Annotated in this window: 14 protein-coding genes; 12 read left to right on the top strand and 2 right to left on the bottom strand. The window is 29.8% G+C overall.

Annotated elements, in window-relative coordinates:
- The first annotated feature begins 75 nt into the window (after positions 1-75).
- Entirely contained in the window at positions 76-675 is a 600-nt protein-coding gene (locus ACTG47_RS12515) for a hypothetical protein (protein ID WP_479924801.1), read from the top strand.
- Between the two features lie 176 nt (positions 676-851).
- On the opposite strand, the gene ACTG47_RS12510 is transcribed toward ACTG47_RS12515, so the two are convergent.
- Positions 852-1,724: a LysR family transcriptional regulator gene (locus ACTG47_RS12510; protein ID WP_479924800.1), complete on the bottom strand. Its 873-nt coding sequence runs from the start codon at positions 1,722-1,724 to the stop codon at positions 852-854.
- Positions 1,725-2,156: 432 nt separating this feature from the next.
- On the opposite strand from ACTG47_RS12510, the gene ACTG47_RS12505 reads away from it, so the two are divergent.
- The 9 genes from ACTG47_RS12505 to ACTG47_RS12465 all read left to right on the top strand — a co-directional run bounded on the left by ACTG47_RS12505 (position 2,157) and on the right by ACTG47_RS12465 (position 13,574).
- Positions 2,157-3,542 carry an aspartate-alanine antiporter-like transporter gene (locus ACTG47_RS12505; RefSeq protein WP_479924799.1) on the top strand — a complete coding sequence of 462 codons (1,386 nt, stop codon included), beginning with the start codon at positions 2,157-2,159 and terminating at the stop codon, positions 3,540-3,542.
- Between the two features lie 26 nt (positions 3,543-3,568).
- On the top strand, positions 3,569-5,113 hold the full coding sequence (locus ACTG47_RS12500; RefSeq protein ID WP_479924798.1) for an acetyl-CoA hydrolase/transferase family protein: 1,545 nt from the start codon (positions 3,569-3,571) through the stop codon (positions 5,111-5,113).
- A 31-nt stretch (positions 5,114-5,144) separates the two neighbouring features.
- Positions 5,145-6,536, top strand: a complete 1,392-nt coding sequence (locus ACTG47_RS12495) for an aldehyde dehydrogenase family protein (RefSeq protein ID WP_479924797.1) — start codon at positions 5,145-5,147, stop codon at positions 6,534-6,536.
- Positions 6,537-6,727: 191 nt separating this feature from the next.
- Positions 6,728-8,224 (top strand): 4-hydroxybutyryl-CoA dehydratase/vinylacetyl-CoA-Delta-isomerase, encoded by a 1,497-nt coding sequence (gene abfD / locus ACTG47_RS12490; protein ID WP_169467691.1) that lies wholly within the window; start codon positions 6,728-6,730, stop codon positions 8,222-8,224.
- A gap of 134 nt (positions 8,225-8,358) precedes the next feature.
- Positions 8,359-8,634 (top strand): hypothetical protein, encoded by a 276-nt coding sequence (locus tag ACTG47_RS12485; RefSeq protein WP_169467693.1) that lies wholly within the window; start codon positions 8,359-8,361, stop codon positions 8,632-8,634.
- Positions 8,635-8,659: 25 nt separating this feature from the next.
- Entirely contained in the window at positions 8,660-9,967 is a 1,308-nt protein-coding gene (locus tag ACTG47_RS12480) for an acetyl-CoA hydrolase/transferase family protein (protein WP_169467695.1), read from the top strand.
- 19 nt (positions 9,968-9,986) lie between these two features.
- Positions 9,987-11,105: a 4-hydroxybutyrate dehydrogenase gene (locus ACTG47_RS12475; protein ID WP_169467697.1), complete on the top strand. Its 1,119-nt coding sequence runs from the start codon at positions 9,987-9,989 to the stop codon at positions 11,103-11,105.
- Between the two features lie 284 nt (positions 11,106-11,389).
- On the top strand, positions 11,390-12,310 hold the full coding sequence (locus ACTG47_RS12470) for a 5-bromo-4-chloroindolyl phosphate hydrolysis family protein (protein ID WP_169467699.1): 921 nt from the start codon (positions 11,390-11,392) through the stop codon (positions 12,308-12,310).
- 106 nt (positions 12,311-12,416) lie between these two features.
- Positions 12,417-13,574: a toxic anion resistance protein gene (locus tag ACTG47_RS12465; protein ID WP_169467701.1), complete on the top strand. Its 1,158-nt coding sequence runs from the start codon at positions 12,417-12,419 to the stop codon at positions 13,572-13,574.
- Between the two features lie 61 nt (positions 13,575-13,635).
- On the opposite strand, the gene ACTG47_RS12460 is transcribed toward ACTG47_RS12465, so the two are convergent.
- A complete protein-coding gene (locus ACTG47_RS12460) occupies positions 13,636-15,135 on the bottom strand; it encodes an IMP dehydrogenase (RefSeq protein ID WP_169467703.1) in 1,500 nt (499 codons plus the stop codon).
- 594 nt (positions 15,136-15,729) lie between these two features.
- On the opposite strand from ACTG47_RS12460, the gene ACTG47_RS12455 reads away from it, so the two are divergent.
- Positions 15,730-17,151 carry a PTS mannitol transporter subunit IIBC gene (locus ACTG47_RS12455; protein WP_479924796.1) on the top strand — a complete coding sequence of 474 codons (1,422 nt, stop codon included), beginning with the start codon at positions 15,730-15,732 and terminating at the stop codon, positions 17,149-17,151.
- Positions 17,152-17,176: 25 nt separating this feature from the next.
- The gene (locus tag ACTG47_RS12450) at positions 17,177-19,315 is read left to right on the top strand and encodes a BglG family transcription antiterminator (protein WP_479924795.1); all 2,139 of its coding nucleotides are present in this window, start codon (positions 17,177-17,179) and stop codon (positions 19,313-19,315) included.
- The last annotated feature ends 9 nt before the right edge of the window (positions 19,316-19,324 follow it).

Here is a 19,324-nt window from a genome sequence, read left to right as displayed (position 1 = left end):
TAATCTCACCATTAAGTTCTCTTTACATATTATAGTAAAGAGGGCTTAATTTTATTGTGAGAGGTGATAATATCTATGTATAAAAAACATAAATTTATAAAAAATATAAAAAAAGCCTGGTATAAAATCAAACTAATTGACAGATGTCTAATAATTGTAATGGCAATACTCATGTTTCAATCTATATATAATTTATTTATTAATGAAGTAAATTCACAAGATACTACAACCATTGATGTAGTAGTTAGAACAACTTCAGCAGCTATATTTGGTTATTTTCTAAGCGCAAATTTTATAAAGAGACCTTCAAGAAAGTATATAAATACAGATGTATCCTCAAATCTTTTTATAGACGATAATTCATCTAATAAAGCTCAAGAATCAAGTCAAAATAATGTAATGAATGTCAAAAATACCATTGGGTTTACTTCAGAAACAGATAATTACGAAAAAAAAGAACCTGTTAATAAAATTGAAAGTGTTGAAGAAGGAGAAACTAGTGAATTACAAATTATTATAGCTACTGTAATTTGTGTTGTAGCATTAATAGTACTTTTTGTTGTAAGGAATTTTACAACTGTAGCTCCAGCTTCTTTAGGTACTATTTCACAGATGAGAGATTTTGTCTCAGGATGCGTGGGTTTTTTGTTAGGTTGTCCAAGTAGGACAGATTAAAATATGATTATCAATTAAAAAATATTGTTAAAGTATCAGTATAATAATATTTAGATGTAAATGTATACAATTACAATTTTCTAAGATTATATATTTTATTTTTATGCTGATACTCTAAAATATTTATAGTGTATTATTTAAATTAAATATTTGTACTTATTATAGTATAAAAGATACTAATTTATCTGAATAGATGCCATATATTCAATAAAAAGCCTCATACTATGAGATATATATTGATTTCTTCTCCAAAGAACACCAATGTTTGCAGTAATTGCACGTTCTAACGGAATTGAACAGAGATTTTCTGTATTTTGAAATATCTCTTTATACAATATCGTTGAAGCTAAGTTATTTTCTAATAAATAACGTATAGTAGAAAGTTGATTTGAATGCAAAATTATATTTGGCTTAGCTTTTTCAAGTCTTTTTGTTATAATCTTATAATGATAAGAACCTTCAGATAATATGACAAAAGGTACATTTTTTAACATATAATTTGAAATAATAGGTTGTTTTGCTAATTCATTTTTAGGATTTGTAACTAAATACAATTCTGTTTTATAGATTGTTTTTGAATCTATATCATCATAAATATCACTATCAATTATACCAATACAAAAATCAAGTGAAGATTCTTCAATCATTTTAGCTCCAACAAATGTTGGAACTTCAAATATTTTAAGCTCTATATCTGGATAAATCACATTAAATCTAGGCAGTATTTTTGAAAGCAAAAAAGTACCTAAGACTGTAGGAATACCTATTTTAAGAGATGCTTTTCTCTTTTTTCCTAAATCTAGTGCATCACTTTGAAAATCTTCAAATTGTCTTGTAAAATTTTTTGATTTATCTAAAAAAATATTTCCTTCAGGAGTTAACTCTATTTTGTTTCCTATTCTGTAAAAAAGCTCAAAACCAAGTTCTTTTTCTAATTCCTTGATGGCTAATGTTATGGATGGCTGGGAGATATGAATACTTTCAGCAGCTTTAGTCATATTTTTATACTTACAAACAGTTTGAAAATAATATAGATAGTTTATATTCATTGGATATTAATTCCTTTCATTTATATATTAGTGACAAGTATATAATTAACGACAATATAAGTTTTGTATATTGTTGTAAAAAAATAGAATAGCTTTAAACTATCATAGCATAAGTTTTTGATATTTTCAATCTATTAAGAATAGTGCTATTATTAAATTAACAAAAGGAAATAGCTGATATAGTTTGATAAGAGTTAACTTATAAGGCAGATATAGCAACGAATATTAAAAATTTAACTATTCAAAAATAAATGATTATTTTTGAGATTAGATTGTTAATTAAATCCTAAAGAAAAAGATTGATATTAATAAGAGAAAATTTTTTTAGTTAGAAATGTTAATTTAATAACAAAATAAAGTTTTAGGGAGAAAGGAGGAATATATTTTTTAGTAAGAATTGTTAATTTAATAACGATGAAAGGGAGTGATTTAGTGAAGTTTGAGTTAATGGATTTTTTAATGAATCCTTTTGTCCTTATGTTTGCTGCTGTAATTACAGGAATTTTATTTGGAAAAATTAAATTTGGGAAGTTTAATTTTGGAGTATCAGGAGCATTATTTACAGGATTATTTATTGGATGGCTTGCATATAGCTTGGGGAATTCAGTAATAGCAAAAGGAGAAACAGCAGCAGGATATAAGGCAGCAACTGTAATGATGGGAAATGGAATTATTTCTCCTGACTTCTTTGATTTCTTTTTAATCATATTTGTTGCAGCAGTTGGTTTATTGGCAGCAAAAGATATGAAAGCTGTATTAAAGAAGTATGGAGCAAGATTTGTAGTTTTAGGAGTTCTTATAACTTTTATAGGTGGTTCTATGACTTATGCAATGACTTTACTATCAAGTGATAAAGGAAGTAGTGCTTATGAAGTTTCTGGTGTTTATACAGGAGCATTAACAAGTTCACCTGGATTAGCTGCTGCGCTAGAAACAGCTGGTAAACATGCAGAAGATGTATCAAAAGAGTTTGAGAAAGCTTCAATAGAAGATAAGAAAGAAATTTTAAAAATTGTTGACCCAGAAGGAAAACTGGATGTAAAAACAACTACATCACTAACTCAAGAGCAAATAGATAAATATATTGCTTATGCTGAAGCTGGTGTTGGTATAGGGCATGCAGTTGCATATCCTTTTGGAGTTTTAATAGTAATACTAGGTGTAAATTTCCTTCCAAGAATATTTAGGATGGACCTTAAAGAGGAAAGAAGAAAATATGAAAAAGAAATGAAAGAAGCAAGAGATAGTGTTGCAGGAAAAACGATACCAGAAGTTCCATTTAATATAATAACATTTTTCTTAACATGTCTAGCTGGATACTTAGTGGGAGGAATAAATGTATTTATGGGCCCATTAGGATACTTCACACTAGGAGCTACAGGAGGTTCACTAATTGTATCTCTAGTACTTGGATATATAGGTAAAATAGGGGCAGTAAATTTCAGAATGGAAGAAAAGGTTTTAAATATTTTAAAACAAATAGGTCTAGTATTTTTCTTAGCAATAGTTGGATTAAGATATGGTGGTAAAGTAGTTGATTCAATTATGACATCTGGTATGCATCTAGCTTTTGTAGCAATAGTAGTAGGTGTTACAGCTATGATGATAGGATTCTTAGTTGGTAAATATATATTTAAATTAAACTGGATTTTACTATCTGGAGCTGTCTGTGGTGGTATGACATCAACTCCAGGTCTTGGAGCAGCAGTTGATGCTCTTGATAGTGATGACCCAGCAGCAGGATATGGAGCCACGTATCCATTTGCATTGTTAACTAAAGTTATATTGGTTATAGTTTTACACAAACTTCCAATGTAAATAAGACTTTATATGGGGGGATATTTATGAATAATGAAGGAGTATTTGAAGAATTAAGTGAAAGATTAAGAAATAAAAAGTTATGTGATTTAATCATGAATGCAGATGAAGCTGCTAAAATTATAAATGATGGAATGGTTGTTGGACTTAGTGGATTTACACCTTCAGGTTATCCAAAAGCAGTGCCATTAGCAGTTGCAGAAAGAGCTAATAGAGGAGACAAGATAAAGTTAACTGTATATTCAGGAGCATCTTTAGGTCCAGAGGTAGATGGAGCATGGTCAGAAGCAGGTATAATTGAAAGAAGACTTCCTTATCAAACTAATTCTACACTTAGAAATAATATTAATAAAGGTGTTGTTAATTATATAGATATGCATTTAAGTCATTCTACTCAATTTTTAAACTATGGAACTATACCTAAAGTAGATGTAGCTATAGTAGAAGCACTTGCAATAACTGAAAATGGGGATATTATACCTACTAGTGGAATTGGGAATTCACCTTCCTTTATAAAAAGTGCAGATAAAGTAATAGTTGAAATAAATCTTGCAAAACCAATGGAAATGGAAGGAATGGCAGACATATATATTACAGAAAATCCTCCAAATAGAAAGCCAATAGAAATAAATCATCCTAAAGATAGAATTGGAACGACATATATACCTTGTGGCTTAGATAAGATTGCAGGAATAGTAATCACTAATATGCAAGATAAAACACGTCCATTAGGTGTTGTAGATGAAGCTTCAAAAAAAATATCAAATAATATTATCGCTTTTCTGAAAGAAGAAGTAAAGTCAGGTAGATTGTCAAAAAATCTACTTCCACTTCAATCTGGTGTAGGAAGTGTAGCCAATGCTGTTTTATATGGATTGTGTGAATCTGAATTTGAAAGTCTAACTTGCTATACAGAGGTTGTTCAGGATTCTATGTTGGATTTAATAAGAATGGGTAAAGTTACAATGGCATCTACTACGTCTGTAAGTCCATCACCAGAAGGATTAATAAAATTTGAAGAGGATATTGATTTCTTTAAGGATAAGATTATATTGAGACCTCAAGAGATTAGTAATAATCCAGAAATAGCTAGAAGAATTGGAGTAATTGCAATGAATACTGCAATTGAAGTTGATATTTATGGAAATGTAAATTCTACTCATATTATGGGTTCAAAGATGATGAATGGTATTGGTGGCTCTGGTGATTTTGCTAGAAATGGAGCAATAACTATATTTAGTACTGAGTCAATTGCAAAAAATGGTGATATATCATCAATAGTACCTATGGTATCTCATGTAGACCATACTGAACATGATGTGATGGTAATTGTAACAGAACAGGGGTATGCTGATTTAAGAGGTCTTGCACCTAGAGAAAGAGCTATAAAAATAATAGAAAATTGTGCTCATCCAGACTATAAAGAACAACTTAGAGATTATTTAAATAGAGCCTGTCAAAATGGAGCAAAACAAACTCCTCATATATTGGATGAAGCTTTATCATGGCATAGTAAATTTATGAATACAGGTACAATGAAAAAGTCTGAAACTTTTAAAAGTGCATTATAAAAATATTTAATAAATTGGAGGCAGATTGAAAATGGAAAAAGCAGTAGAAAACTTTGAAGATTTAAGTAAGGAATACATTAATGGTTATATTGAGAGAGCTAGAAAAGCTCAAAGAGAATTTGAATGTTATACTCAAGAACAAGTAGATAAAATAGTAAAGATAGTTGGAAAAGTAGTATATTATAATTCTGAGTACTTAGCTAAACTTGCTGTAGAAGAAACTGGAATGGGAGTATATGAAGACAAGGTAGCTAAAAATAAAAGTAAAGCAAAAGTTATATATAACAATCTAAAAGATAAAAAGTCAGTTGGTATAATTGATATAGATAGAGAAACTGGAATAACAAAGGTAGCTAAACCAATTGGAGTAGTAGCGGCGATAACTCCTTGTACAAATCCAATCGTTACACCTATGAGTAATGCAATGTTTGCACTTAAGGGAAGAAATGCAATCATTATCACACCACACCATAAAGCAATTGGATGTAGTACTAAAACTGTAGATATGATTAATGAAGAATTAGAAAAAATAGGAGCACCAGAAAATTTAATACAAATACTTGACCAACAATCAAGAGAAAATACAAGAAATTTAATTTCATCAGCAGATGTAGTAATTGCTACTGGTGGAATGGGAATGGTAAAAGCTGCATACTCAAGTGGAAAACCAGCACTTGGTGTAGGTGCAGGGAATGTTCAATGTATCATAGATAGAGATGTAGATATTAAAGAAGCAGTGCCTAAAATCATAGCAGGAAGAATCTTTGATAACGGTATAATTTGTTCAGGTGAGCAATCAGTGATAGTAGCAGAAGAAATGTTTGATAAAGTAATGGATGAATTTAAAAATAATAAAGGTTTTATAGTTAGAGATAATGCACAAAAAGAAGCTTTTAGAAATGCTATGTTTATAAATAAAGCTATGAATAAAGACGCAGTAGGTCAATCTGTTCATGCAATTGCAAAAATTGCAGGTGTTGAAATACCAGAAGATACAAAAATAATAGTAATAGAAGCTGATGGTCCAGGAGAAGAGGATATACTTGCAAAAGAAAAAATGTGTCCAGTTATATCTGCATATAAGTATAAAGACTTTGAAGAAGGAGTAGCTATTGCCAAAGAAAATTTAAATGTGGAAGGAAAAGGACATAGTGTATCTATACATTCAAATACAGTTAAAAATATAGAATATGCAGGAGAAAATATAGAGGTATCAAGATTTGTTATTAATCAATGTTGTGCTACTAGTGCTGGAGGAAGTTTCTTTAATGGTCTTGCGCCTACTAATACTCTAGGCTGTGGTTCTTGGGGAAATAATAGTATTTCTGAAAATCTTGATTATAAGCATTTAATTAATGTTTCTAGAATTGCTTATTATATGCCAGAAAATGAAGTTCCTACAGATGAGGAACTTTGGGGATAGAAGTTAGACAAAAAAATATTCATTCTAAATTAAAATATGAATATGTTTTAATTTAGAATGAATTTAAGACATAAATCAAATTTAAAGCAGAGTATTATACTAAATTTAAAATATGAAGAAACAGACATAAGAAGTAAGTATTATAATTAACATAAATAAAAATTTTTATAAAAAAAAGGAGTGGTTTTATTATGGCATTAATGACAGGAGCTCAATATATTGAAAGTTTGAGAAAATTAAATACTAAAGTTTATATGTTTGGAGAAGAGGTTAAAAACTGGGTGGACCATCCTATGATTAGACCATCTATAAATTGTGTAGCAGCAACTTATGATTTAGCTCATGACCCAGAATATGCAGATTTAATGACAGTTACTTCAAATATTACAGGCGAAAAAATAAATAGATTTGGGCATCTTCATCAAAGTACTGATGATTTAGTAAAAAAAGTAAAAATGCAAAGACTATGTGGTCAAAAAACAGCTTCTTGTTTCCAAAGATGTGTTGGTATGGATGCGTTTAATGCAGTATATTCAACAACATTTGAATGTGATAAGGCTCATGGAACTAAGTACCATGATAATTTTGTAAAATACTTAACTTATATACAAGAAAACGATTTAGTAGTTGATGGAGCTATGACTGACCCTAAAGGAGATAGAGGATTATCACCTAGTGCTCAACCTGACCCAGATATGTTTCTTCATATAGTAGAAAGAAGAGAAGATGGTATAGTTGTAAGAGGAGCAAAGGCGCACCAAACTGGTTCAATAAATTCACATGAGCACCTTATAATGCCTACTATAAGTATGACAGAAGCAGATAAAGACTATGCTGTATCATTTGCAGTTCCTTCAGATGCTGAGGGTGTATTCATGATTTATGGAAGACAATCTTGTGATACTAGAAAATTAGAAGAAGGCGCAGATGTTGATTTAGGAAATAAAGAATTTGGTGGTCAGGAAGCTTTAGTAGTATTTGATAATGTATTTGTTCCAAATGATAGAATTTTCTTATGTGGAGAGTGGGATTATTCTGGTATGTTAGTTGAGAGATTTGCTGGATACCACAGACAAAGTTATGGTGGATGTAAAGTAGGTGTAGGTGATGTAATAATAGGCGCAGCAGCTTTGGCAGCTGATTATAATGGAGCAAACAAAGCTTCACATATAAAAGATAAATTAATAGAAATGACTCACCTTAATGAAAGTTTATATTGTTGTGGTATAGCATGTTCATCAGAAGGACATAAGACAGAAGCTGGAAACTATCAAATAGATTTACTTCTTGCAAATGTATGTAAACAAAATGTAACTAGATTCCCTTATGAGATAGTAAGACTTGCAGAAGATATAGCTGGTGGTCTTATGGTTACTATGCCTTCAGAAAAAGATTTTAAATCAGACCTTAAAGTTGGAACAAGTGGAATGACTATTGGGGAAGTATGTAATAAGTATTTTAAAGCTTCTTCAGTGGCTTCAACAGAAGAAAGAATGAGAGTATTAAGATTCTTAGAAAACATATGTCTTGGTTCATCTGCTGTTGGTTATAGAACTGAGTCAATGCACGGAGCAGGTTCACCACAAGCTCAAAGAATAATGATTTCAAGACAAGGAAACATAAATCAAAAGAAAGAACTAGCTAAGACAATTGCAGGAATAAAAAAAGAAGAAGCTCTAAATTTATAGGAAATTTACAAGTTGATATATAAAAGGGAAAAGTATATCGATTTTAATTAATAAAAAAATATATGGGATAAGAAATAATTATAAAATAGTAGTGGATTATCATAAAAAGAAATTTTTAGAAGGAGAATTTACACATGACCTGTGGAGTTAGATTTTGTGGGGGCTGTAACCCTAGATACGAAAGAGGGAAGGCTCTTACAATAATCAAAGAGCACTTCAATGGTAGAGTAGATTTTAGTATAGCACAAGAAAATGTGGAATATGATTTGTTACTTATAATTGGAGGATGCGCAACTTTATGCGCATCCTATCAACAATATAAAGTGAAAAATAAGTGCATTAAAATATGGGATTTTAGCCATATAGAAAGAGCTATAAATATAATTGAATCAGCAATTTGTGAAACTTAAAAAAGAGCTAAATGGGGGGATTTCATTGAATTGGCAAGAATTATATCAAAGTAAATTATGTAGTGCTACAGAGGCCGTAAAGCAGATTAAAAACGGAGATACTGTAGTATTTGCACATTGTGTAGGTGAACCTCCTGCACTAGTAGAAGCTATGATTGAAAATGCTGAGCAATATAAAGATGTTGAGATTAAACACATGGTAAGTTTAGGTAGTGGTGGATATACTTCTAAGGGAATGGAAGCTCATTTCAGAGTAAATCCAATGTTTGTAAGTGGAAATGTAAGAAAAGCAATTGAGAACGGAGATGGCGATTTTACACCTGCATTCTTTCATGAAGTACCAAAATTAATCAGAGAAAAAAGGTTAAAATGTGATGTTGTTTTAGCTCAGGTAACTCCACCAGATGAACATGGATATTGTAGCTTAGGGACATCAGTTGACTATACTTATGAAGCTATTAAAACTGCTAGAACAGTAATTGTTCAAGTAAATGACCAGTTTCCTAGAACTTATGGTGAAGTAGTTCATGTGTCAGAGTTTGATTATATAGTGGAAAAATCACAACCTTTATATGAATTACAACCTGCAAAGATTGGAGAAGTAGAAGAAGCAATAGGTAAAAATTGTGCTTCACTAATTGAAGATGGTTCTACTTTACAACTTGGAATTGGTGGAATTCCAGATGCAGTTATGTTATTTTTGACAGACAAAAAGGATTTAGGAATTCATTCAGAAATGATTTCAGACGGAACTTTAGCTCTTTTTGAAAAGGGCGTTATAAATGGTAAATATAAAAATTTTGATAAAGAAAAAATGACAGTTACATTCTTAATGGGTACTAAAAAATTGTATGATTTTGCACATAATAATCCAGCAGTTGAAGTTAAGCCTGTAGACTATGTAAACCATCCAGCAGTTATAATGAAACAGCATAAAATGGTTTCTATAAACTCTGCTATACAAGTTGACCTGATGGGACAAGTGGTTGCAGAAGCAATGGGTCTTAGACAGTTTAGTGGAGTTGGAGGACAGGTAGACTTTATACGCGGAGTATCTATGGGAGAAGATGGAAAAGCAATTATAGCTATGCCTTCAATAACTACAAAAAAGGATGGTACAGTAATTTCAAAAATCGTCTCTATTGTGGATGAAGGTGCACCTATAACAACATCAAGAAATGATGTTGATTACATTGTAACAGAGTATGGAATAGCAGAGCTAAAAGGAAAATCTCTTAGAGAAAGAGCAAGAAATTTAATTAATATAGCTCATCCAAGTGTAAGAGAAAGTCTAGCATTAGAATTTGAAAAAAGATTTAATGAGAAATATTAATAATAGAGGGGTGTTAATAATGGAAGCACTTAGAGTAGTTCCAAAGATATTTTATTTTGATACATTTAAAGAGTTTAACGAAGAATTTAAAATAGGAAAAAATGATTTAGTAATCACAAATGAATTTATATATGAGCCATATATGAAGCCTCTTGGAATAGAGACTAATCTAATTTTCCAAGAAAAGTTTGGAACAGGTGAACCTTCTGATGAAATGATAGATTCTATGACAAAAGAAATGAAGAAATTTGATTTCAATAGAATTATCGCCTTTGGAGGAGGAACAATAGTTGATATATGTAAGATATTAGCACTTGATGTTCCAGAAAAATCTATTGACTTATTTGAAGGAGATGTAGCACCTAAAAAGATAAAAGAGTTAGTAGTAGTTCCTACAACATGTGGTACAGGTAGTGAAGTAACAAATGTAGCCATTGCAGAATTAAAATCTAAGCATACTAAAAAAGGGCTTGCAGTAGAAGAAACTTATGCAGATTATGCAGTGCTAATTCCAGAGACAGTGAAGGGATTACCTTATAAATTCTTTGTTACAAGTTCAGTAGATGCACTTATACATGCTATTGAATCTTATCTTTCTCCAAAAGCTAGTCCATTTACAGAAATGTATTCTTTACAGGCAATAAAAATGATTATGGATGGCTACAAACAAATAGTTGAAAAAGGGGATGAGGAGAGATTTAATCATCTTAAGGATTTTGTTCTTGCATCAAATTATGCAGGAATTGCTTTTGGAAATGCTGGTTGTGCAGCAGTTCATGCTCTATCTTATTCAATTGGAGCAGCTTTCCATGTTGCACATGGTGAAGCAAATTATCAGTTCTTTACTGAAGTATTTAAGATGTATTCTAGAAAAAATCCTGATGGAAAAATTACAAAATGTACAAAAATTCTAGCAGATGCTCTTGAGTGTGATTCTAATTGTGATGTTTATGGAGAATTAGAAAAGTTTTTAAATAAATTAATAGCTAAAAAAGCTTTGAGAGAGTATGGAATGGTAGAAAGTCAGATAGATGAATTTACAGATAGTACAATAGCTAATCAACAAAGATTACTTGCTAATAATTATGTAGAGCTTAGCAGAGAAGAAATAAGAGAGATATTTGCAAATCTTTATTAATATAAATTTTCATCAATATGTATAGCCAAGATAAACAATGCTAATTATATTTATATAAAAATAAAAATGAGGGAACTTAAATTTAATTAAAGTTGAGTTCTCTTATTTTTATATGGAGTTAAATATAAGTATATTTTTGATTTAAAATATACTTATATTTAAGTCTATTACTTTATTTGAATTAATTTGTAGAAATTCAAATTCCTTGACAGTAATAAGTAAGTAATTGTATAATCAAACTGCAATATATTAATAATATTAATGAAAATGAAAGGATATAAACTATGTATAAATCAGAAAATTTTTCCAAAAAATCTGTGTTAATAAATTCATTTTTAAGTAAATTTTTAAAAATAGTTGGTTGGGGTCTAGTTGGCTTATTTACGTTATCAGCTCTAGTACTTTCAACTATTTCTATTATAATTGGATGGGCTGTAATACTTCCTATTCAAGTATGTGCAGTATTTTTAATTATAGGAGGCGTTTGTATTTTTAAAGGAAAGAGATTAGGAGACCAAATTTCTCGTTATAAAAAATATTGTACAATAATAAATAATAGAAATATTATTCCGGTAGAACTTATTGCAGAGAGTACATCTAAATCATTAAATTTTATAATAAAAGATGTACAAAAGATGATAGACAAAAACTACTTTATAAATACTTATATTGATAAAAGAAGTAATCAAATTGTGTTGACAAATGAAGATTTTATTCCACCAAAATATGAAGATGTAGCATATGAAGTTAAAGAAGAAGAAAAAACTGATGAAGTTAATGAAGTTGATAAAATTATAAATGCTGGAATGAATTATTTAACACAAATAAAAGAAGCTAATAAAAATATTAAATCAGAATCAATGTGTAATAAAATTGTACAAGTAGAAGATGTTACAAGTAAAATATTTGATGTTGTAAAACATGACCCATCAAAACTTACTCAAATACAAAAATTTATGGACTATTATCTTCCAACCACTTTGAAGCTATTGAATTCATATCATACATTGGAAGAACAAGGGATAGATAGAGAAAATATAACAACAACTATGGAAAGTATTGAAAACACAATGAGTACAATTGTAATAGCTTTTGAAAACCAATTAGACTATTTATTTGAAGATGAAGCAATCGACATATCTACAGATATTACTGTTTTAGAGAATATGTTAGTTCAAGAAGGATTAACGAGTGGTAAATTTTAACTTCAATATAAAAAATATTCTGTTATTTTTGAACAATTAAGTAGTTATAAAATATGTAATATATAAGTTATCAGTACTTTATAAAGGAAGAGGAGAGAAAGATATAATGAATAATTTAGATGATATACCAGTTATGCCAACTTTAACACTTGACCCATTTGGAGAAGAATCAAATACAAGTGATATAAATAACTCTGACCTATTAATGAAAAAGAAAGAAAAAGACCCAGAAGAAGAAAAATTATCTGAATCTGAACGTAAGATGGTAAAGGAATTTGCAGAAAAAATAGATATTACAAACACAAATATGATTTTACAATATGGAGCTGGAGCCCAAAAAAAGGTAGCAGGGTTTTCTGAAACAGCTTTAAAGAGTGTTAAGACTAGAGATTTAGGAGAAGTTGGAGATATGCTTACAAATCTAGTTACTGATTTAAAAGCATTTTCAGCAGATGAAAAAGAACAAGGTGGTTTTTTAGGAATTTTTAAAAAAGCAAATAATAAAATTTCAAATCTAAAGACTAAGTATGACAGTGCAGAGGTAAATGTAGATAAAGTAAGTAAAGAACTTCAAAAGCATCAGGTTAAAATATTAAAAGATATAGCGATGCTTGATAAGATGTATGAGCTGAACTTAGCTTATTCAAAAGAACTTACTATGTATATTATAGCAGGGAAGCAAAAGCTTAAAGATATGAAAGAATACGAAATGCCAAAATTAAGAGAAAAAGCTAGTTTATCTGGCTCAACAGAAGATGCTCAATCTGTAAATGATATGGTTTCACTTTGTGACCGATTTGAAAAGAAGATTCATGACTTAGAATTGACTAGGATGGTATCACTTCAAATGGCTCCACAGATAAGACTAGTTCAAAATAGTAATAATTTGATGGCAGAGAAGATTCAATCAACTATAGTAAATACAATTCCATTATGGAAAAATCAGATAGTACTTGCTCTTGGAATTTCTCACTTAAATCAAGCTATGAAAGCACAGCGTGAAGTTAGTAATATGACAAATGAGCTTTTATTAAAAAATGCAGAAACCCTAAAGATGGGAACAATAGAAACAGCAAAAGAATCAGAAAGAGGAATTGTAGATATAGATACAATTAAGAAAACTAATCAATCTTTAATATCAACTATTGATGAAGTAGTTAAGATACAACATGATGGTAGAATAAAGAGACAAGAAGCAGAAGTTGAACTATCAAAAATAGAAAATGAACTTAAAAGTAAGCTTCTTGAATTTACAGTTAAATAAAATATTATATTAAAATAAAAAAGTGTAGTTGATTTTATAATCAACTACACTTTTATTTATATTATAAATTTCTATTGTCTTTTAACATAACATCATGAGCTCCACCTTCAACTATACTAGTAGAAGATACAAGTGTAAGCTTAGCACTCTTTTGAAGTTCAGGTATGCTAAGAGACCCACAGTTACACATAGTAGAACGAACTTTACTTAAAGAAAGAGTTACATTATCCTTTAAAGAACCAGCATAAGGTACATAAGAGTCAACACCTTCTTCAAAAGAAAGTTTCTTATCTCCACCAAGGTCATATCTTTGCCAGTTTCTAGCACGTGCAGAACCTTCTCCCCAGTATTCTTTCATGTAACTACCATTTATATTAACTTTATTAGTTGGACTCTCATCAAAACGAGAGAAGTATCTACCAAGCATTATGAAATCTGCACCCATAGCTAAAGCTAAAGTTATGTGATGGTCATAAACGATACCACCATCAGAACAAATTGGAATATAAATACCTGTTTTTTCAAAGTACTCATCCCTAGCTTGTGCAACTTCAATTATAGAAGTAGCTTGTCCACGTCCTATACCTTTTTGCTCACGAGTAATACATATAGAACCACCACCAATACCAACTTTAACAAAGTCAGCACCAGCTTCAGCTAAGTAAAGGAATCCTTCACGGTCAACTACATTTCCAGCTCCAACCTTAACTGTATCACCATATTTTTCACGAATAAAGTCAAGAGTTATTTTCTGCCATTCAGAAAAACCTTCTGAAGAATCTATACATAAAACATCAGCACCAGCTTCAACTAAAGCAGGAACACGTTCAGCAAAGTCTCTAGTATTAATACCAGCTCCAACTACATATCTTTTAGAAGAATCCAAAAGTTCAAGTGGATTTTCTTTATGAGAAGAGTAATCTTTACGGAATACCATATAAACAAGATTACCATTGTCATCAAGTACAGGAAGAGAATTAAGCTTGTGGTCCCATATAATGTTGTTTGCTTCTTTTAAAGTAACATCTTTGTTAGCATAAACTATGGATGACAGAGGAGTCATAAATTCACTAACTTTAGTATCTAAATCCATACGACTTATACGATAATCACGACTTGCGACAATACCTAATAATTTACCAGTTGAAGTCCCATCTTCAGTAACAGCAACTGTAGAATGTCCAGTTTTTTCTTTTAATTCAAGTATGTCTTTTAGTGTATTCTCAGGTTTAATATTTGAATCACTTACAACAAAACCAGCTTTGTGAGATTTAACACGTGCTACCATAGCAGCTTCACTTTCAATACTTTGAGAACCGTATATAAATGAAATCCCACCCTCTTTAGCAAGTGCAATAGCCATCTTGTCATCAGAAACAGATTGCATAATAGCAGAAGTTAAAGGGATATTCATATAAATATCTGCTTCTTCGCCCTTTTTAAATTTAGTAACAGGTGTTTTCAAACTTACATTAGCAGGTATACAATCAGTAGAAGAGAAACCTGGGACAAGAAGGTATTCACTGAAAGTATGTGATGGTGTATCAAAATAAAACGCCATTTTTTAATCACTCCTTATATTTTTATACTTTTTATAATTGATAGTATTAATTATAACTTATTCTTTAATTTTATTAAAGTATTTTGTCAAATATTGAGATTTTTGAAAAATTTAAACTATTTTAATTGAATTTGTTTAATATATATTGCTCTATAGGGTAAAACTGTATATTAAATAATGTTTAATGTTGTATAGTAGCTAATTAGAAATTAATATTTAGTTATCCATACATTATACTTATACACTTTATGTTGACAATATTGACATAGAGCGTACAAATCTCAAAAGCACAGGTCAAATAAGTCTATATTAGTATATCCAAAAGTACCTCTAATAAAATTATTTAATTGAATTATTGTTGGTTTTTATATTAAAGTTAATTATTTTATAAAAATAGTATTATTTGCAACACTAGATACTCTAAAATACTACATAAATAAAGTTAAACAAAAACTAAAATGACAAATGTCATTATCTTAAGTGACATAGAAACGATTTCTTAAAGTTGTTACTAGAAAATATAAACTCTATAATAAAAGTATAACAAAAGGGAATCATATCGATATAGAATATAATTCAAATGGAGGTAAAATTATGAGCAGTTCTAATCAATCGACAATAAAGACATCTATACAGCGAATAGGAAAATTTTTAAGTGGTATGGTAATGCCAAATATAGGAGCTTTTATAGCATGGGGTCTTATAACAGCATTATTTATACCAACAGGATGGATGCCTAATGAGAAATTAAGTACTATAGGCGACCCAATGATAAAATACCTTTTACCACTATTGATAGCTTATACTGGTGGGAAGGCAATAGCTGGACAAAGAGGCGGAGTAATAGGTGCAGCAGCAGCGATGGGTGTAATCGTTGGAGCAGATATACCAATGTTTATCGGAGCTATGATAATGGGACCATTTGCAGGATGGATAATCAAGAAATTCGATAAATTTGTAGATGGTAAGATACCAACAGGATTTGAAATGTTAGTAAATAACTTTTCAATAGGTATAATAGGCATGCTTCTTGCAATATTAGGATTTTATGCAATAGGACCAGCAATAGTAGCAGGTACGGCTCTTATAGAGTCTGGAGTTCAATTTATAGTTAGCAAGAGTTTATTACCTTTAGTTTCAGCATTTATAGAGCCTGGAAAAGTATTGTTCTTAAACAATGCAATAAATCATGGTATATTAGGACCTATAGGTATAGCTGAGGCAAAAGAAGCAGGTAAATCTATAATGTTCTTATTAGAAAGTAACCCTGGACCAGGTTTAGGAGTTTTATTGGCATACTGGATGTTCAGTAGAGGAAGTGTAAAACAATCAGCACCAGGAGCTGTAATAATACATTTCTTTGGTGGTATACATGAAATATACTTCCCATATATCTTAATGAATCCAGTTCTAATATTAGCTACAATGGCAGGTGGAGCAGCAGGAATATTAACTTTCTCAATATTAGGAGCTGGACTTGTAGCAGCACCATCACCAGGAAGTATATTTGCACTTATGGCACTAGCACCAAAGGGAGGGTTACTTCCAGTCTTAGCAGGGGTTGCAGTTGCAACAGCGGTATCATTCTTAGTAGCAGCACCATTTGTTAAGAGAGCTTCTTCAAATCAAAATGAAGAAGAGGGTACTTTAGAAGAAGCTAAAGCGAAAATGAGTGACATGAAATCTGCAAGTAAGAATTCTGACAAAAGTGTTGAAGAAAAACAACTTGAAGTAAATGAAATTAAGAAGATTGTGTTTGCATGTGATGCAGGAATGGGTTCTAGTGCAATGGGAGCTTCAAGATTTAAAAATAGAATAAAAAACTTAGATTTAAATATAGAAATTACGAACTCATCTGTTGATAATCTTCCAGATGACACACAGATAGTAGTAACTCATAATACATTGGTTGAAAGAGTAGCTAAGAATAATTCAAGTGTTGAGATAGTTTCAATAAATAACTTTTTAAATGACCCAAATTTAGATACACTATTTAAAAGATTAGAATCTAAATAAAAATAAAAAGTACCACTGATTAGGAGTGGATAATTTGAAAAAAAAGAAGATTACATCTAGACAAAAAAAGATAATACTAATGATAGTAGAAAATTCAAAAAAAAATATCCCAATAACTGTTTCTGAGATTGCAGGTGAGTTAGACTTAAGTTCAAGAACTGTACTTAGAGATATGTCTGGAATTGAACAATGGTTTGATGAAAATGATTTTAATTTTGTAAAAAAACCAGGAGTTGGATTAATTTTAGAAGAAAATATAGAAAATCAAAACTTTATAATCGAGTTATTAGAAGAAGAGAAAATAGAAAAAGAATATAGTAAGGAAGAAAGAAATTTAATTATATTATCAAAGCTACTAATTTCTAACGAGCCAGTAAAATCTTATTATTTTGCAAAAATATTAAAGGTATCAGAAGGGGTACTAAATAATGACTTTGCCTCAGCAAATAAATGGCTAGAAAGATTTGATATTGAGCTTGTTAGAAAACCAGGGCTTGGTGTATATCTAAAAGGTCAGGAAAAAAGCTTTAGAGAGGCATATGTAAATCTTATATATGATTCATTTAATGAAAAAGAAATATTAGATATGGTCAGAAATATAAGTGAGAACATACAGACAGATAAAGCAATAGAAATTTTAAGTGAGAATAGACTTTTAAACTTAATGGACAGATGCATAATAAGAAAAGTCGAAAGTACATTAACAAAAAAGCTTTCAGATTTAGATGTAAATTTGGCTGATAGTGCATATATAGGTCTTGTAGTTCATATATCGTTGGCTTTACAGAGGATAAAAAATGGTGAGAATATAACTATGGACAAAGAATTCCTAAAAGAATTATCTATGACAGAAGAGTTTAGATTAGCTCAGGAAATTGTACAGGGTATGGAAATAGACTTTAGTATGGATATACCATTAGATGAGGTTGGATATATAACTATGCATATTAGAGGTGCAAAGCAAAGGTCATCCTCAAATCATAAAACTTTAAACTTAGATGATATAGAAGTAATGGATATTACAAATAAGATGATAGATTTAGCTGAAGATGAATTTAAAATAAGTCTTAAAAATGATGAGAGATTGTTTAAAGACTTGGCAAATCACCTAGGTCCTTCTATAAATAGATTGAATATGGGGCTAGAAATAAGAAATCCTCTTTTAGATGAAATAAAAAGTAAATATTCATATGCCTATAATGGTGTTGAAAAAATTTCTAAAATCATAAAAAATAAGCTAAATATAAATTCAATACCTGAATCTGAAATAGGATATATTGCAATGCATTTTGCATCAGCCATAGAAAAAAATCTGATGATGTATACTAATATAAATCTTGTTGTAGCATGTCCTACTGGAATAGGTACTTCAAGATTCTTGTCAACTAAGATTGAAAATAAGTTTCCTAACTTAAATATACTTGAAACCATCTCAGCCATAAATATAGATGAAGAGTATTTAAAGGAAAGAGATGTGGACTTAATTGTGTCTACTGTTGAGTTAAACACAAACTTAGATTATATATGTGTAGGTCCATTTATGAGTTTAGAGGATGAACAGATAATCAAGGAAAAAATAAAATCTATAGCTCAAAATAAATTAATTAATTTAAATGTAAAAAACGATACTAAAAATAAGAATAAAGTTTATGCACAGATAACAGAAAGTATGAATATAGGAAAGGATATTCTTCAATTTTTAGAGGAAGTTCAATTTGAAAAATTTAAAAGTAAAGATTTAAGTGAGCTTATTGTAGATTCATCAAGGATATTTGCAAAGTCTAGTGAAGATATAATATCTATAAAAGAATCATTAGAAGAAAGATTAAAAATCTCAATTCCATATATAGAAGAATCAAAAATTCTATTATTACATTGTATGAGTGAAAGAATAGATATTATGAAGTTAGCAATAATAAAGTTAGAAAATAAAATCATACTAGATTCAAATGAAGAAATAGAGAATGTAGTCTTTATGTTGCTTCCTAAAAATTCACCAAGTTATCAAAGACAAATAATGAGTGAAATAAGTGGTTCACTAATTGATAATATAATTTTTACTAATAAAATAAGTAAATTTTCTATAGAAGAGATGATATTAGAAGTAAAAGATATAGTTTTTAATTTTTATACAAACAGATTAAAAACATTTATAGATAAATAAAATAAATAT

Source organism: Clostridioides sp. LIBA-6622 (assembly GCF_056716095.1).
The sequence above is the reverse complement of the archived record's forward strand: the minus strand, read 5'-3'. Positions and strand labels throughout refer to the sequence as shown.

Excerpts from the sequence above, each read along its gene's own strand:
- ACTG47_RS12495 (WP_479924797.1), top strand. The coding sequence starts at position 5,145 with ATGGAAAAAGCAGTAGAAAACTTTGAAGATTTAAGTAAGGAATACATT.
- ACTG47_RS12460 (WP_169467703.1), bottom strand. The coding sequence starts at position 15,135 with ATGGCGTTTTATTTTGATACACCATCACATACTTTCAGTGAATACCTT.
- ACTG47_RS12475 (WP_169467697.1), top strand. The coding sequence starts at position 9,987 with ATGGAAGCACTTAGAGTAGTTCCAAAGATATTTTATTTTGATACATTT.
- ACTG47_RS12455 (WP_479924796.1), top strand. The coding sequence starts at position 15,730 with ATGAGCAGTTCTAATCAATCGACAATAAAGACATCTATACAGCGAATA.
- ACTG47_RS12500 (WP_479924798.1), top strand. The coding sequence starts at position 3,569 with ATGAATAATGAAGGAGTATTTGAAGAATTAAGTGAAAGATTAAGAAAT.
- ACTG47_RS12465 (WP_169467701.1), top strand. The coding sequence starts at position 12,417 with ATGAATAATTTAGATGATATACCAGTTATGCCAACTTTAACACTTGAC.
- ACTG47_RS12510 (WP_479924800.1), bottom strand. The coding sequence starts at position 1,724 with ATGAATATAAACTATCTATATTATTTTCAAACTGTTTGTAAGTATAAA.
- ACTG47_RS12470 (WP_169467699.1), top strand. The coding sequence starts at position 11,390 with ATGTATAAATCAGAAAATTTTTCCAAAAAATCTGTGTTAATAAATTCA.
- abfD (WP_169467691.1), top strand. The coding sequence starts at position 6,728 with ATGGCATTAATGACAGGAGCTCAATATATTGAAAGTTTGAGAAAATTA.
- ACTG47_RS12515 (WP_479924801.1), top strand. The coding sequence starts at position 76 with ATGTATAAAAAACATAAATTTATAAAAAATATAAAAAAAGCCTGGTAT.
- ACTG47_RS12485 (WP_169467693.1), top strand. The coding sequence starts at position 8,359 with ATGACCTGTGGAGTTAGATTTTGTGGGGGCTGTAACCCTAGATACGAA.